The organism is Nitritalea sp. (assembly GCF_054166705.1).
Genome location: NZ_JBSZCV010000020.1, coordinates 69,610 through 84,368 on the forward strand (window position 1 = coordinate 69,610; position 14,759 = coordinate 84,368).

Annotated in this window: 13 protein-coding genes; 5 read left to right on the forward strand and 8 right to left on the reverse strand. The window is 48.8% G+C overall.

Going from position 1 to position 14,759, the window contains the following annotated elements:
• Window positions 1–24: 24 nt before the first annotated feature.
• Genes moaA through fdhD form a run of 3 tightly spaced genes read right to left on the reverse strand, consistent with a single transcriptional unit; the run spans window position 25 to window position 4,212 of the window.
• Window positions 25–1,017, reverse strand: coding sequence for a GTP 3',8-cyclase MoaA (gene moaA / locus ACXIT9_RS13790; RefSeq protein WP_458056825.1), 993 nt, complete (start codon window positions 1,015–1,017; stop codon window positions 25–27).
• A gap of 1 nt (window position 1,018) precedes the next feature.
• Window positions 1,019–3,316: an FdhF/YdeP family oxidoreductase gene (locus ACXIT9_RS13795; RefSeq protein WP_458056826.1), complete on the reverse strand. Its 2,298-nt coding sequence runs from the start codon at window positions 3,314–3,316 to the stop codon at window positions 1,019–1,021.
• Between the two features lie 14 nt (window positions 3,317–3,330).
• Window positions 3,331–4,212 (reverse strand): formate dehydrogenase accessory sulfurtransferase FdhD, encoded by an 882-nt coding sequence (gene fdhD, locus ACXIT9_RS13800; RefSeq protein ID WP_458056827.1) that lies wholly within the window; start codon window positions 4,210–4,212, stop codon window positions 3,331–3,333.
• Between the two features lie 228 nt (window positions 4,213–4,440).
• On the opposite strand from fdhD, the gene ACXIT9_RS13805 reads away from it, so the two are divergent.
• The 5 genes from ACXIT9_RS13805 to moaCB all read left to right on the forward strand — a co-directional run bounded on the left by ACXIT9_RS13805 (window position 4,441) and on the right by moaCB (window position 8,727).
• A complete protein-coding gene (locus ACXIT9_RS13805; RefSeq protein ID WP_458056828.1) occupies window positions 4,441–5,859 on the forward strand; it encodes an L-lactate MFS transporter in 1,419 nt (472 codons plus the stop codon).
• Window positions 5,856–5,984 carry an MFS transporter small subunit gene (locus ACXIT9_RS13810; protein ID WP_458056829.1) on the forward strand — a complete coding sequence of 43 codons (129 nt, stop codon included), beginning with the start codon at window positions 5,856–5,858 and terminating at the stop codon, window positions 5,982–5,984. The genes ACXIT9_RS13805 and ACXIT9_RS13810 overlap by 4 nt, the downstream gene beginning before the upstream one ends.
• 117 nt (window positions 5,985–6,101) lie before the next feature.
• Window positions 6,102–7,211, forward strand: coding sequence for a Cache 3/Cache 2 fusion domain-containing protein (locus tag ACXIT9_RS13815; protein WP_458056830.1), 1,110 nt, complete (start codon window positions 6,102–6,104; stop codon window positions 7,209–7,211).
• Window positions 7,199–7,810: a molybdenum cofactor guanylyltransferase gene (gene mobA, locus ACXIT9_RS13820; RefSeq protein ID WP_458056831.1), complete on the forward strand. Its 612-nt coding sequence runs from the start codon at window positions 7,199–7,201 to the stop codon at window positions 7,808–7,810. The genes ACXIT9_RS13815 and mobA overlap by 13 nt, the downstream gene beginning before the upstream one ends.
• Complete coding sequence (moaCB, locus tag ACXIT9_RS13825) at window positions 7,804–8,727, forward strand: bifunctional molybdenum cofactor biosynthesis protein MoaC/MoaB (RefSeq protein ID WP_458056832.1); 924 nt, start codon at window positions 7,804–7,806, stop codon at window positions 8,725–8,727. Before mobA ends, moaCB begins: the two co-directional genes overlap by 7 nt.
• 70 nt (window positions 8,728–8,797) lie before the next feature.
• Here moaCB and ACXIT9_RS13830 read toward each other — a convergent pair whose 3' ends face one another.
• The 5 genes from ACXIT9_RS13830 to ACXIT9_RS13850 form a co-directional block, all read right to left on the reverse strand.
• A complete protein-coding gene (locus ACXIT9_RS13830; protein WP_458056833.1) occupies window positions 8,798–9,676 on the reverse strand; it encodes a Ppx/GppA phosphatase family protein in 879 nt (292 codons plus the stop codon).
• Window positions 9,677–9,785: 109 nt separating this feature from the next.
• Complete coding sequence (locus ACXIT9_RS13835) at window positions 9,786–10,763, reverse strand: TerC/Alx family metal homeostasis membrane protein (protein ID WP_458056834.1); 978 nt, start codon at window positions 10,761–10,763, stop codon at window positions 9,786–9,788.
• A gap of 12 nt (window positions 10,764–10,775) precedes the next feature.
• A complete protein-coding gene (locus ACXIT9_RS13840; protein WP_458056835.1) occupies window positions 10,776–11,057 on the reverse strand; it encodes a YidH family protein in 282 nt (93 codons plus the stop codon).
• Window positions 11,058–11,189: 132 nt separating this feature from the next.
• Window positions 11,190–12,389, reverse strand: coding sequence for an ATP-grasp domain-containing protein (locus tag ACXIT9_RS13845; RefSeq protein WP_458056836.1), 1,200 nt, complete (start codon window positions 12,387–12,389; stop codon window positions 11,190–11,192).
• Window positions 12,390–12,509: 120 nt separating this feature from the next.
• Entirely contained in the window at window positions 12,510–14,747 is a 2,238-nt protein-coding gene (locus tag ACXIT9_RS13850; protein ID WP_458056837.1) for a B12-binding domain-containing radical SAM protein, read from the reverse strand.
• Between the last annotated feature and the right edge of the window lie 12 nt (window positions 14,748–14,759).

Below are 14,759 nucleotides of genomic sequence, written 5' to 3' on the forward strand. Positions count from 1 at the left end.
GGACACCGATCGAGGCGACTAGACCTAACCTCCAATCGTTGACATGGATTCCGTGACAACACCGCTACTACGCATTTTTTCAGCTTCAAAACCATCGCGTGCCCGCTGCTGAAAAACGTGACGTAGTGCTTGCAGAATTGTTTCATCTGTAGCTCCTGAGCGCAGAAGGTCTCTGAGCTGTAGTACAGGGTCTCCATACAGGCAGGTTTTTAGGTCGCCCTGAGCAGTCATACGAATGCGGTTACAGCTCCCACAGAAGGTTCTGCTGAAGGCTGCAATAATGCCAAAATTTCCCTTGAATCCAGAAATTTCATAATTGGTAGAAGTTGCTCCGGATGCAGTCGGTAAGCGCTTGAGCTGAGGGTAGACTTCTTGAATATGTTGTAGAATTTTCTTGTGCGTCCAGTTCAACACCGAATAATGCTGCCCTTCGCCATTAAAAGGCATTTCTTCGATAAAGCGGACGGAGATAGGATTGTCTTGTGCTAGAGCTACAAGCGGCAGGATATCTGCTATGTTTTGGCCATCCATCACCACTGTGTTGATTTTTGTTTCTATACCCGCAGCTAAAAGTTTTTCCAAGCAGTCCATGACAGCATGAAATTTATTGCGCCGTGTTATGGCATAGAAGCGGTCTGGGTCTAAGGTGTCTAGGCTCAAGTTCACGCTTTTTATGCCCATCGCCTTCAGCTCAGCGATGTAAGGAGCCGTCAGCACGCCATTCGTGGTGATGTTTACGGCTTCTATCCCTTTTAATGCGGTTAGTTGATATAAAAAAGAAACGAGCCCCTTTCGGACAAAGGGCTCGCCACCCGTAATGCGTACTTTGCTAACGCCATTATCCGCTAATACACGACAAACTCGCAACATTTCCTCATAGCTGAGAAGCGATTTTTTGGGTACATACGGAACTCCCTCTGCAGGCATACAGTAAAAACAGCGCAGATTACAGCGATCTGTAACAGATAGGCGCAGGTAACTAATCGGTCGTCCGTGATTGTCGTATAAGGTGTTCATCTTAACTTTTTGCTTTTTCGATCGAAATGACAACTAACTTCGAGGTCGGGGTATGGCTATGGTCTGCTTTACTGCGAATAGGTACCAGCACATTCGTTTCTGGGAAGTAAGTAGCTGTGCAGCGCTCTGGAATATCGAAGGGAATGACTAAAAACTTATACGCAAAGCGCTTTTCGTCCTCGTAATGCCCAATCAAATTCACCACATCTTTTGTCTGCAGCCCAGCCTTCTCCATGTCTTTAGGATTCATAAAGATAACCCTTCTTTCATTATTCACCCCACGGTAGCGATCATTCAATCCATAAATGGTCGTATTAAACTGATCATGGCTACGAACCGTCATCATCAGGTACTGATCATCCGCTATTTGAAGCTTTTGCGCCTTGTTAATGGTGAAATGTGCCTTACAATCCGGCGTCGTAAAATCTCCTGTGCGCGAGCCATTCGGCAAATAGAAACCGCCCGGCTTACGAACCCGCTGATTGTAGGAGTCAAATCCTGGAATAACCGCTTCTATAGCATCGCGGATGTTATCGTAATTTTGTGCCATCTTATCCCAGTCCACTTTTTCGCTGCCCAAAAGCTTTTTCGCAAGCCCAGCCACGATGGCAGGCTCACTCAGCAGGGCCGTCGAAGCTGGTTTTCTGTCGCCACGGGACATGTGCACTACCCCCATAGAGTTTTCTACAGTTACAAACTGAGCCCCAGAAGCCTGTATGTCCTCTTCAGAACGTCCCAAACAAGGAAGTATAAGAGCAGTTTTTCCATGGATCAGGTGACTTCTATTCGGTTTGGTAGACACATGCACCGTAAGGTCACAGTTCATAAGGGCCTTTGCGGTATAGTTGGTGTCTGGCGTGGCGGAAAGGAAATTGCCGCCCAGGCCAAAAAACACATCCGCTTCTCCAGCATACATGGCTTCAATCGCGCTCACTGTATCGTGTCCGTGTGCACGTGGTGGCTCGAAACCGAATACACGCTGTAGACTATCCAGAAACTCTGGCTTTGGCTTCTCCCAAATCCCCATGGTACGATCTCCCTGCACATTGCTATGCCCTCGTACAGGGCAGGTGCCCGCGCCTTTTTTGCCAATACTTCCTTTTATCAACAGGATATTGACTAGCTCGCGGATGTTATCGACACTGTTTTTGTGCTGTGTCAGGCCCATCGCCCAGCAAGCTATGATTTTCTTTTTGCTGCAAAGCAGCTCAGCCGTTTCCTGCACCAAATGAAAAGGAACACCACTATCTGCCGCTAAAGCTTCTGCGTCATAGGTAGCAATGTCCGCATTTAAGGCCTCAAAACCTTCTGTTTTTTCACGTATGAAATCATGGTCGAACACACTTCCCGGTAGTTGCTGCTCCTTGTCCCACATCAACTTAAGCAAGGCTTTGAATAAGGATACGTCGCCGTTAATGCGTACCTGAAGGAAAATATCCGTCAGTGGGGCGCCCGTGATCATGCTAATGCCCTGCGGGTTCTTAAAGTTCATCAGGCCCGCTTCAGGTAGCGGATTGATAGAGACGATCTTAATGCCTTTGGCTTTTGCCTCCTCCAGCGCAGAAAGCATACGGGGATGGTTCGTTCCCGGGTTTTGACCCGCGATCAAAATGACTTCGGCATGTTGAAAATCATCTAAGGTGACAGATCCTTTCCCGATGCCCACCGTCGTGCTTAGCGCATAGCCACTGGATTCATGGCACATGTTCGAGCAATCCGGCATGTTATTCGTCCCATACATACGAATCATGAGTTGATACAGGAAAGCTGCCTCGTTCGAAGCACGTCCAGAAGTGTAAAAAATGGCTCTATCCGGCGATGGAAGACTTTTTAACTTGTCCGCTATCAGCTGGAAAGCCTCCTCCCAGTTGATCGGTTCGTAATGACTTGCGCCAGGGCGCAAAATCATCGGATGGGTGATACGACCGGATTTACCCAGCTCATAATCCGTCCACTGCGTGAGTGCATGCACACTGTGCTTTTTAAAAAAAGCAGGGTCGGCACGCTTGAGGGTGGCTTCTTCAGCAACAGCCTTCGCCCCATTTTCGCAGTATTCGGCTAAAAATGAGCGCTTTTCATCAGGATCCGGCCAGGCACAACCCGGACAGTCGAAGCCGTTTTTTTGGTTGAGCTTAAACATGGTAGCTAAACCGCCCACGCCCATCTCACTGACTACATGCTCGATGGCCACCTTCACACCCATAAAGCCTGCTGCAGACGTGCTGGGCTTTTCTAGTCGTATTTTCTCAAATTTTTCAGGCGGCTGGGCCGCGGGTATGTTTTTTTCAGTAACTGCCATATACTATAGTTGATTTATCCTTTAATATCTTCCTGATTATGGGTCGCGACTAGCTCCTGCACCCGTTCCGGATGGCTGTAAATATTGAATCTGCCTGCTTTATTAAAACCGACAAGCGTGATGCCTGTTGCCTCGGCCAGCTGCACTGCTAAGCTACTCGGCGCCCCCACAGCGGAAAGCAAAACGATGCCCGCTCGGCCCGCTTTTTGGACAAGCTCAAAACTGGCCCTACCACTCACTTGTAGGAGCAACGCTTCCTGTGGACATGCACCTGCCAAAAAACGAGCACCGATTACTTTATCTACTGCATTATGGCGGCCCACATCCTCATGAACGGCTATACAGGTACCGTCTGCCTGAAACAAGCCCGCAGCATGAATGCCACCACTGGCCGAAAAATTGGGCTGTGCCGCCCGAAGCCGCTCGGGCAGGCTTACTATCAGGTGCGATGAGATGCGCTGCGATCCTATGGGAATGAAAGAACACTGCTGCTCCACAGCCTCTATAGAGCTTTTGCCGCAGACCCCACAGCTGGAGCTGGTGTAGAAATTGCGCTGAAAGCGAGTAGGATCCATCGGCAGCTCTGGCGCCAGTTCCACTCGAAGCACATTGCCATATTGTTCGGGTTTTTTTACACGCGTACAGTGTTTCACAGAAAGTAAGTCACTCGGCTGCTGTATCAGCCCTTCTGAAAAAAGAAACCCTACTGCCAGCGCAGCATCCTCGCCAGGAGTGCGCATGGTCACGGCTAAAGCCATTTCCTCCCGAAAGGGAAGTTCACCATAGCCTAATCGGATTTCCAAAGGCTCCTCCACAGCGACTAAATCTGCCATGGATTGGCTGCCTTCCGCTGTAACACGATAAACCGTATGTTGATGTAAGCTATTTTGGGTCATGCAAATAAATTTACTGCACATGCGCATAAAACACATGTAGGTAATTGTAAAATTATACCTTTACCTACGACTTTAATCCCTCATAAATATCGGATTTACAGAAAATGTTGACATCTATCAGGTATTTTTTTGCATGCTAAATGAGTTACTTGCATAGTGACAAAAGCTACAAAACAGACAGATGCATACCCTGTAAACTGAATTTCTTACGCTAAAAACAATAAACCTATGGGATTTCTTAGTTTTCTCGACCGGGAGAGAAGTATTGCCAAACCCGGATATAGCCGATGGCTCGTTCCGCCAGCCGCGCTAGCCATCCACCTCTGTATTGGACAGATTTACGCCTACAGCGTGTTTAACGAACCGATGACGCGTATTATCGGTATCGATGCCCCTGCAGAGGGAGATTGGCAACTCACCACTTTGGGTTGGATTTTTAGTATTGCCCTCTTTACTTTAGGTGCCAGCGCGGCGATTTTTGGGAAATGGCTGGAAAAAGCGGGTCCCCGCAAAGCCATGTTTGCAGCAGCACTTTGTTTCGCAGGTGGTTTTTTAATTGCTTCTTTTGGCGTATCCATTCATAATATTTGGCTAGTGTATCTGGGACACGGTGTCCTGGGAGGTATTGGCCTGGGTCTCGGCTATATTTCACCTGTATCGACTCTCATCAAATGGTTTCCTGACAGACCTGGGCTAGCCACAGGGATGGCTATCATGGGTTTTGGTGGCGGAGCTATGGTCGCCTCCCCCTTATCCGTTAGTTTGATGGACTTCTTTGCTTCCAGCAGTAGCACCGGCGTGGCGGAAACCTTTTTGACCATGGGCCTCATCTATTTTATCTTCATGCTCTTTGGCGTGTTTATGGTGCGGGTTCCCGCAAAGGATTGGAAACCGGAAAACTATACGCCTCCCGCGACTACAAACAAAATGATTACAAAGAATAACGTCGAAGCGGATGTGGCCATTAAAACGCCCCAGTTTTATCTGTTGTTCGTCGTACTTATGCTAAATGTAACGGCAGGTATCGGTGTCTTGGGCCAGGCTTCAGTCATGATCCAAGAACTCTTTTCAACGGACTCTGTGGGTGATAAAGCCATCGGTGCCGCCGCCGCTGCGGGCTTCGTGGGCTTACTATCGCTTTTCAACATGGGGGGGCGCTTCTTCTGGAGCTCTATTTCCGATAAGATCGGTAGAAAAAATACCTATACCATCTTTTTTTTGCTAGGTGCCGTCCTTTACTTCGTGATTCCTTCACTCGGTAACCTAGGCTCTGCAGTACCTTTTATTGTTGCCTTTTGCATCATCATCAGCATGTACGGAGGTGGTTTTGCCACGATCCCTGCCTACTTACGAGACATGTTCGGCACCTTTGAAGTCGGAGCCATCCACGGACGACTACTCCTAGCCTGGTCACTGGCTGCTGTCTTTGGCCCTAGCCTTATCAATTATCTTCGTGCCTACCAAATCGAAACGGTGGGCCTACCTGCAGCGCAAGCTTACTCCTTTACCATGTACATTATGGCAGGACTACTCGTTATCGGAATGCTGGCGAATCTTATGGTTAAACCTGTAGATGCCAAATACCACATGCAAGAAAGCCCTGCAGGCAGCACCTCTACTAAAAACCTTCAAACCGCGAAATCATGAGCAACTCTGAACAGCAGTCAAAAACATCTCCTATTCTGATCGCCCTAGCCTGGGGTTTTGTCAGCATCCCTTTACTGTGGGGCGTAGGACAGGTCTTTCTGAAAACCCTTGCGATCTTTCAGTGAAGACGAAAAACTTAGCTTTACCCTATTTTGGACATAGAAAAGGATGTATCTTTGGTACATCCTTTTTTTAATCCTTACAAACTCTAGCGCCAGAAGCGAGTTTAATCAAAAAAAAACATGGAAATAAGGACTACGCATGTGGATACTATTCTTACCGAATACTATCAAAGTCTGAAGGCAGAAAATAAAAGTAGACTGCAGCATGTGGAGCAGGCCATGGAGAAAGCAGAGGAGCTGTTTTATGCGAGAGGAGCGATTCAAGTGGTCAAGTCGCACACGCTTACCGTACCTGCCATCAATCAAATTACCCTCGAAGAGCATAAGGCACAGATACATCCCTGGGAAATTCAAGGACAACAAGTACATTTTAATACTGAGCTGGTCGACACCATCAAGGAGGTTACGGAGAATACGGTGACCATATTCCAGCGCATCCCAGAGGGATTCTTACGTATCGCAACGAATATCTTAAACAGCGATGGCAGCCGGGCGGTGAACTACTACATCCCGAACCGCTCCCCCGTAGCAGCATCCATCCTCCGGCATGAAAACTACCGGGGCTCTGCCTTTGTCGTGAATGATTGGTACCTGACTGCTTATAATCCGATCATCCAAGAAGACCAGTTGATCGGCATGTTTTACGTGGGGGTTCCCGAGATGCAGGCTCAGGCGCATACTAAATATATACAGGAAGAGTTTTTGGAGCTTGTAGATTTTATTCTTCATGCCGATCAAAAAGACACCCAGGAGATTCTGGCGCGTATCGTTCATTACTTCTATAAAGACAGGCCTATGGATGGACCGGGAGCTATCTTGGAACTCGCCATGAAGCAGTTCGCTCGTCTGCTGGTAGCCCAAAATAGGGCAAATAAAACGCTCCCATTGGTGCCAGCTCCAGCTCCTCAGGGGCATGTAAGCCAAGCGGGCGATTATTTGCGCCAGCATTATCAAGAAGAGCTAGACATCGAAAAGTTAGCCGATATGGTGCACATGAGTGTTCCCACTTTCTTTCGAGCCTTCAAAACGCAATTTGGCACCACACCGCTGCAGTACCTGCACGAACAGCGGATACGGGTAGCACGCGAGATGCTAAAGAACCCCGAAATGAGCGTGGCAGATGCCTGTTTCGCACTGGGCTACTCGAATACGTCGTACTTTATAAAAACGTTTAAAAGCCAGATCGGCCTCACCCCGAAGCAGTACCAGTTGAAAGTATGCAAGCAATAAATGCCTTTCCTCTATACATTTTGGCCGGAGGCCAAAGCACGCGCATGGGACAAGATAAGGCCAGCATGGAACTTCAGGGAAGACCCTTTTGGTACTGGCTGGATGCACGTTTCCGGCAGCATGGTTTTGCTACCTATTTACTTAGCAGACATGCCGCACACCAGGTACTTGATATCCCCTGTATCGCTGAAAATCGCCCCAATAAAGGTCCGCTTGCTGGCTTAGAAGTGGCCCTTCAGACGAGCAGGGCTCCATTTCTCTTTCTGCTGAGCTGTGATATGCCCCTGCTTCCGTTTTGGGCCCTGGAGCTCCTGTATCTGCACCACCTGCAGCGCTCTGCACCTGTTGTGGTCTTGCAAATAGCAGGAAGGCCCTGCCCGACAGTAGGCTTTTATGCACAACAAATACTGCCTACTGTAAAACGTGCATTGGATGCAGAGCGCCTGGCGCTGATGCCCCTGCTCCAGGAGGTGGAAGCCTTAACGGTGGAGGTAAGCGGGGATCCACGCTATCAGGCAGCCGAGTTTCTAAATGTAAATACTGTGGAGCAGTGGCTCCAACTAAACGCATATACAGAAAAAAACCGAATAAAATGGTAGATATCACCCATAAAACCACCACCCTACGTAAAGCCATCGCACAGGCAGTGGTGCTGGTAAGCCGTGCGGAGACGATCCAGGCGATTCAAGAGCGGCGCGTACCTAAGGGGGACGTCCTGGAAATGGCTAAAGTAGCAGGACTTTTTGCCGCGAAGCGGACCGCAGACATGATCCCAGACTGCCATCCACTGCCTATCGAGTTCGCTACCGTTCGTTACAGCATCGAAGGCCTGGAAGTGCGCATCGAAATGGAAATCCATACCATCTACAAGACAGGGGTGGAGGTGGAGGCGATGCACGCCGCCTCGGTTGTGGCGCTTACCATGTATGATATGCTCAAGCCAATCGATAAAGGGGTGGAAATCTCGTCTATCCGCTTATTGAAAAAAACAGGTGGTAAAACCGACTATGCTACTTTGGCGCAAGACTATAAGGTAGATGCGGCGGTGTTTTTCTGTGCGGAGGATGTGCTAAATGGAAAAAAATCGGATGAAGCGGGGCAAGTGGTTCGCCAGGCGCTTCAGGCCAAAAATGTGCAGATAAAAGCGTATCAGGTGCTTCCGGAATCAGCAGAGGCCTTGGAAAAGGAATTGCTGGCAGCCGTGCAGGCAGGTCGGCGGATGGTGATCGTTATCGGCAGCAGCGGCTTCACGCAGAAGGATATGGCCGCCCAGGTGATTCGCCCGCTCCTGCAGCGCCCACTTCCGGGCATCGAGGAGACGATTCGTCGCTATGGACAGGAGCGCACCCCCTACGCCATGTTTAGTCACTCGGTAGCAGGGATGCTCGAGCGTACACTGGTGCTCAGTATTCCGGGCAGTACGGCTGGCGCCAAAGAATCCATGGCAGCGATTTTTCCTGCAGTGCTTCATATTTTCCGCGTACAAGACAAGCTGGACTCCTCGCCCGAAACCTAACTGAGAGGAAAGTTAAACCCCTATTTGCGCAAGGGGAGTGCGTCTGATACTTGAGGTAGGAGCGAAGGGCTTATTTTTTGTTGCGCTCGTAGAGTACACTCATAAGCCCATCCTTTAAGCCTACATCGGGGACAAACATCCGCTTCGAGGTGGCAGCTGTCATGGCGGCCAAATAAATCTTAGAGGCCGGGATGATCACATCCGCGCGGTCAGGGTTTAAGTTGAGCTTATTGACACGTTCCTCGTAGGAGAAACCTTCTAAATAGGTTTGAATTTCGATGATGCGGTCCTTAGAAATGTAGCGATTTCCTTTACGGGGCTTACTCATCTCGAAAATTTTGTTGATATTTCCCCCTGTTCCGATGCAGGTGATGTTTGCTTTCTGAGGGGCATGCTTGGTAATAAAATCATGCATGCCTTTCCAGACAGAAAGAGGGATATTGCTTGACTCGAGCGCACGCACGGAGCCAATTTTAAAGGACTTCGAAGCGATTTTCTGCTTTTTGTGGTAGATATTGAGCTCGGTACTGCCTCCGCCTACATCTACATGCAGGTAAGGTTTTTCATCGATGTAGGACCATAGGGCGACATTGATTAAGTCTGCCTCACGGTTTCCGTCGATGATATTGATTTTTAGGCCGATGTCTTCGCGGACCTCCTCGGCGATTTCTTTGCCATTTAAAGACTCTCGCATCGCTGAGGTAGCACAGACCATATAATCGTCTACCTCATAGAGGTCGATGAGGAGCTTAAAGGCCTTCATAAGCTTGACAAACTTGCGGCGATTTTTCTCCGAGATACGTTGATGGTGAAAGACATCCATACCTAGACGCAGTGGGAAACGTAGGTATTCTAATTTTTTAAAGGTGGCTTGTCCATCGTGGTGGGTAACGTTTGTGATCTGGAGACGGATGGCATTCGATCCGATATCTACGGCGGCTAACTTCAAAAGATAGGGGGTTGGTGAAACATGATTCAATTACTAATATACTACTTTTTTACAGGCGTCCATGCACTATAGAAAGGATTCGCCTCTATGCTTTTGGAAAAAGGGGGCTTTAAGAGGCGGCATGCTTGTCCCGATAATGCTTCCAGGAAGCTGCGATACTGATACTGAGAATGGAAAATACAACCAAAAGTGAGAAAGTTGCTGGCACGTGAAAGACGGCAGAAAGCAGCATTTTAGTACCTATAAATGCCAAAATTAAAGCCAAGCCATGCTGCAAATAATGGAACGCATCAAAACTATTGGCCAAAAGAAAATATAAGGCACGTAATCCTAAAATGGCAAAGATATTTGACGTGTAGAGGATCAGCGGTTCATTCGAAATCGCAAAGATCGCAGGAATGGAATCCACCGCAAATAGAATGTCGGTGAACTCAACCACCGCCACGACGACGAGCAACTGTGTCGCATAGCGCTTACCATCTGCGAGGCGAACGAAGAAACGGCCCTCATGGTAGCGGGGGTCTACGCGAAAGAGGCGATGAATCAAGCGCGTCGCCAGGGAAGAAGAAAAATCCTTTTCTTCCTCTTCCTCGTCAGATTTCCAACTTTTAATGCCTGCATAGAGCAAGAAAAAGCCGAATAGGGTCATGACGACGTTGATTTTGACCGATAGGTCGCCTACAGAAAAGGTGGGCAAATAGGTGATTTCGATGAGCGCTACGCCAAAATAAATGAAGATGGCCCGGAAAATGATGGCCCCCAAAATGCCGTAGAAGAGGACCTTATGCTGATACTTATCGGGCACTTGAAAATACTTGAAAATCAGAATAAACACGAACAGGTTATCCACGCTCAAGGCCTTTTCGATTAAGAAGGCCGTGTAATACTGGGACGCGAAGCTTTTGCCGTAGTCCCAAGCGATGTAAAGTCCAAAAAGAAGGCCAAGGCCCACCCAGACGATGGACCAGTTTAATGCCTCTCGGGTACTGACCTTATGGGCTTCCCTGTTGAAAACAAATAAATCGATTCCCAGCAATACGAGAACCAGGAGGAAAAACCCAATAAGGGTGTACTGTTCATGTTCCATACATTGGCCACCCTACATCTGCTTGTAGTAGTGCTTTTCTAACTTTCTTTTGACCCGGAAATAGTTGTAGAATCCTAAAGCCAGCAGCCCTACAGAAAGCGCGAAAGCCACGTAGCCTAAGTCACTCACGTGATCGAGCGCTTTTACCTCGATAAGGGCAGTGCCGCTGACCAGAAAATACAGCGCTGTTCGGATATACGATAATAAGGTACGGTCATTTGCCATTGTGGTTCGCTGGCGAGCCAAATAATCACGTACGATTAGCTCTTCTTCATTTTTAGGATCTGCGCTCATAGCTGTATTTTTTAATTTTTTCACAAATTTATCTTATCTCCACAACTCAAATAGGTGACAGAAGTCACCTATTTGAGTTCAGACAAGAAAAATCTCAGCAGGTTCAAAACTCATGCGCGCAGTGTCACGGGCTTAGCAGGGTGTCGGACGGGTGACGGCATCTTTGCGCACCACATACTTCCTTAGATCACTGTGGAGAAGTTGCTCCAACTCCTCGCGCTTCTCCAGCGGCGTCTCGGTAAACACAAACCCGAAAACGCCATAGGTGCTAAAGGGCAGCTTACGCACATGTAAAATACCCGTGAGATCCCTTTCCAATGCTGGAAAATTAAACCCAGCGATTTCATCGGCAGGAATGCCACTCGTATTATCTAATAAGACAAGAGCAAAAAGAGAGTCTGGCTTCTCTTGCATCATCGCCTCTATATCGGGGCGCTGCTCCTGCATAAACGCCTCATAGGCATTTAGCCCAAAAGCAAAATGAGCCACATCTGCTGTGGTACAAAAGCCACCAAAGCGCATCGGATTCACCTCGATGGGAAGGATGCGGCCATCTTCTTGCTGCCGCACTTCAAGGTGCAAAGGGAAATTTTTCAAGCCTGTCACTTGTGCTAAGACCTTCAAAAACGCTAAAACTGGCTCGTGTAGACGCTTCCAAGTCGCCAAAGAAGCACAGTAAACGCGATCAGAAACGTCCGCCTCAGAGGTAAACCAGTGGTGCATGATATTTAAAATCACCGGCTGACCCGCTGAATCAAGATAACAATCGATCGCATACTCTTCCCCGCGAATATACGATTCGATTAAAAACTTTTGCGTATTCACGACTTCGCCCGGATACATGTCCTTTGTGGCTAAGAGCTGCGCCTGCAAAGCAGGAAGCACCTCCTGCCAGTGTTCTGGGCTATCCACCTTAAAGACCCCTAAGCTGAAAAAGCCTACGGCCGGCTTGATGATAAAAGGAAAAGGAAAACGACTCACGTCGAGATGATCTAACTCTTCTTCGGCTACTTGTGTGAAAAAATAATCTGGAAAAGCCGCTTTTACCAAGCCTCGAAAACGATGTTTATCTTTAAAAAAGGAAAGACTCTCGGGGATAGGGGTATGGCCGGCAAACTGCTGCAACCAGTAAATAGTGTTTTCAGAATTGGTGTATAGCTTCGGCCGCTCCGGCTGCTCCATGCGCTTTATCGCCTCGGAAACCGAAATCCATTTGGGCGAATAGCCCTCCATAATTTCCTCTGCTACAGGTGTTTTGATAACTGGCGTCTCACTGCCAGCCAGCGTGCTTTTTAGAAAATCGGATACGTACGGGTAGTCAATCAAGAACATAATTATAGGCTTAGTTTTTGCACACACAAATATAGCGTATGAACGCCAGTTCCACGCCACTTCCTATCAATTTTCAGGCCATTTTAAGCGACAAAAACCGCTTCAGCACGGGCTTTTCTGCTATAGCAGCAAGAGACCTGCTTCCAAAAGCCCCATCCAAGCTTCTGACTCTGTGAAGGCATCGAAATCCTGAATCCCCGCCGCCACACAGGCAGCCTGAAAACGGCTCCAGCTAAGACTTTTTTTGTCCGCGCCAGGGGCGCAAAGGGGCATTACCTGCTCCATAAACGCCCGAAGTTCTGGGCTGCCATTAAGTTCTACCTGACCGCTTCCCAACTGGGCACGATACAGCGCTTGGCGACGGCCTTTCGGCAGCTCAAGCGTTCGCAGTCGGAAAGGATGACCGATATAAACGATTTTCGTGCTCGGCTTGATTTCTGCCTCATCTTCCTCACTTTCCAAGGCATCGTAGATAAACTCCGGTGACACGCTGCTTCGGGGTACCTTAAAGTCAAACCAGTCAGAAAGCGGAAAGTCTAGGCCATGACCATGCATGTAATTGTAAAGGGCCTTACTCAAGCCAGGTCCAAAACGCTCATGCGCTGCACCACTAGGATCCTCATGGAAACGGTCATTATCGGCAAATCCTGCAAACACAGGCCCCACCTCTGCCACTCCAAAATCCTCCGGCGTCAAGCCAACCGGCGCATGGGCTGTCATCGCAAACTGATGCCAAAAGCCACTTTGAAGGACACCGTGCCCGAAAAGCTGACGCACCATTTCTAAACTATCGACCGTTTCTTGGGCCGTTTGCGTCGGAAATCCATACATGAGGTAGGCATGCACCATAATTCCCGAGGCGGTAAAGTTGCGCGCCACCCGCGCTACCTGCGCCACCGTAACCCCTTTTTGCATCTTCTCCAGGAGCCGGTCGGAGGCCACTTCCAGCCCTCCTGATACGGCGATACAGCCGCTCGCCTTCAGCAGACGACAGAGGTCATAGCTGAACCTAGATTCAAAGCGAATATTCGTCCACCAGGTACAGATGAGTCCACGTCGTAGAATTTCAAGAGCAAGCTCTCGCATCAGCGCAGGCGGCGCAGCCTCGTCCACAAAATGAAAGCCTGTGGTTCCCGTGGCTGTGATCAATTCCTCCATACGATCCACCAAAAGGCTGGCGCTCAATGGACTATAATCCTGAATATAAGGTAAACTGATGTCACAAAAGGAACATTTTTTCCAGTAGCAGCCATGGGCCATGGTCAGTTTATTCCAGCGGCCATCGCTCCACATCCGATGCATGGGGTTGGTCCATGCGATAACGCCCAGGTAATCCCGAAGCCGTAAATCACTGTAGTCAGGCGTGCCTAATGCAGTAAAGGGAAAGTCCGGCTGCTCAGAAGAATCGATGAATTCCACTTGCCCCTCCGCATTTTGCAAAAAAGTACGCTTTAATTGTGCATGCTCCACCTGTCCTAACGCATGCCCATAAATCTGCAGCAGAGGACGCTCGCCATCGTCTAAGGTCACATAATCGAGGAAGTCGAACACACGCGGATCCGAAAGCCTACGCAATTCAGTATTCGGATAGCCGCCCCCCATCGCTACTTTTACTGTTGGAAAATGCCGTTTCAAGTACTGCCCGATGCGCAGGGCACTGTATAAATTGCCCGGAAAAGGCACGGAAAGACAAACTAAAGTGGCATTGCCTAACGTCTGTTCATGTAGCGCTAATCGCTCAAAAAGCAGTTGATCGATGAATGTAGGAGCAGCTTGTAAGGCGTCCAACAGGCCGGAAAAGCTGCTGGCCGAACGGCTGAGGCGCTCCGCATAGCGGCTAAAGCCAAAATAGGGATCCACAGCCTGGGTGATCAGGTCGCTGAGGTCCTCTAAAAATAGGGTGGCAAAATGCCGGGCCTTATCTTGAATTCCCACCTGCCCGAAAGCCCAGTCCAGTTCTTCCAACTGCTGAAAACGAGGCCCTTGGGGCAAAAAATCTCCTGCGGCTAGGGCATAACCTAAGGTAGGATCTTCATGCTGAAGAAAACGAATCACCGGATCTATGCTCCGCATGTATGCGTCCTGCATGTCAACAATCGCCTTTTGACCCTCGGTCAAGTTCTCATATTTCTCTTCCAACAGCTGAAAGAGTCGCTCCAGGCCTGTTCGGGAAAAGAGCGTTAAGATCACCTCCAAGCCCAAATCAAACTGATGAGAATGGATCTGCCGGGTGTTTAGAAAGCCTTTGATGTAGGCCGTGGCGGGATAAGGGGTGTTTAGCTGTGTAAACGGTGGGGTAATAAGTACGATCACTTCCTTCAGGACTAAATAGGCTGCAAGATAGCGCGAATTCAGCACATTAGGAAGTGA

Excerpts from the sequence above, each read along its gene's own strand:
- ACXIT9_RS13795 (WP_458056826.1), bottom strand. The coding sequence starts at position 3,316 with ATGGCAGTTACTGAAAAAAACATACCCGCGGCCCAGCCGCCTGAAAAA.
- ACXIT9_RS13805 (WP_458056828.1), top strand. The coding sequence starts at position 4,441 with ATGGGATTTCTTAGTTTTCTCGACCGGGAGAGAAGTATTGCCAAACCC.
- ACXIT9_RS13845 (WP_458056836.1), bottom strand. The coding sequence starts at position 12,389 with ATGTTCTTGATTGACTACCCGTACGTATCCGATTTTCTAAAAAGCACG.
- ACXIT9_RS13840 (WP_458056835.1), bottom strand. The coding sequence starts at position 11,057 with ATGAGCGCAGATCCTAAAAATGAAGAAGAGCTAATCGTACGTGATTAT.
- moaCB (WP_458056832.1), top strand. The coding sequence starts at position 7,804 with ATGGTAGATATCACCCATAAAACCACCACCCTACGTAAAGCCATCGCA.
- moaA (WP_458056825.1), bottom strand. The coding sequence starts at position 1,017 with ATGAACACCTTATACGACAATCACGGACGACCGATTAGTTACCTGCGC.
- ACXIT9_RS13815 (WP_458056830.1), top strand. The coding sequence starts at position 6,102 with ATGGAAATAAGGACTACGCATGTGGATACTATTCTTACCGAATACTAT.
- mobA (WP_458056831.1), top strand. The coding sequence starts at position 7,199 with ATGCAAGCAATAAATGCCTTTCCTCTATACATTTTGGCCGGAGGCCAA.
- ACXIT9_RS13835 (WP_458056834.1), bottom strand. The coding sequence starts at position 10,763 with ATGGAACATGAACAGTACACCCTTATTGGGTTTTTCCTCCTGGTTCTC.
- fdhD (WP_458056827.1), bottom strand. The coding sequence starts at position 4,212 with ATGACCCAAAATAGCTTACATCAACATACGGTTTATCGTGTTACAGCG.
- ACXIT9_RS13810 (WP_458056829.1), top strand. The coding sequence starts at position 5,856 with ATGAGCAACTCTGAACAGCAGTCAAAAACATCTCCTATTCTGATCGCC.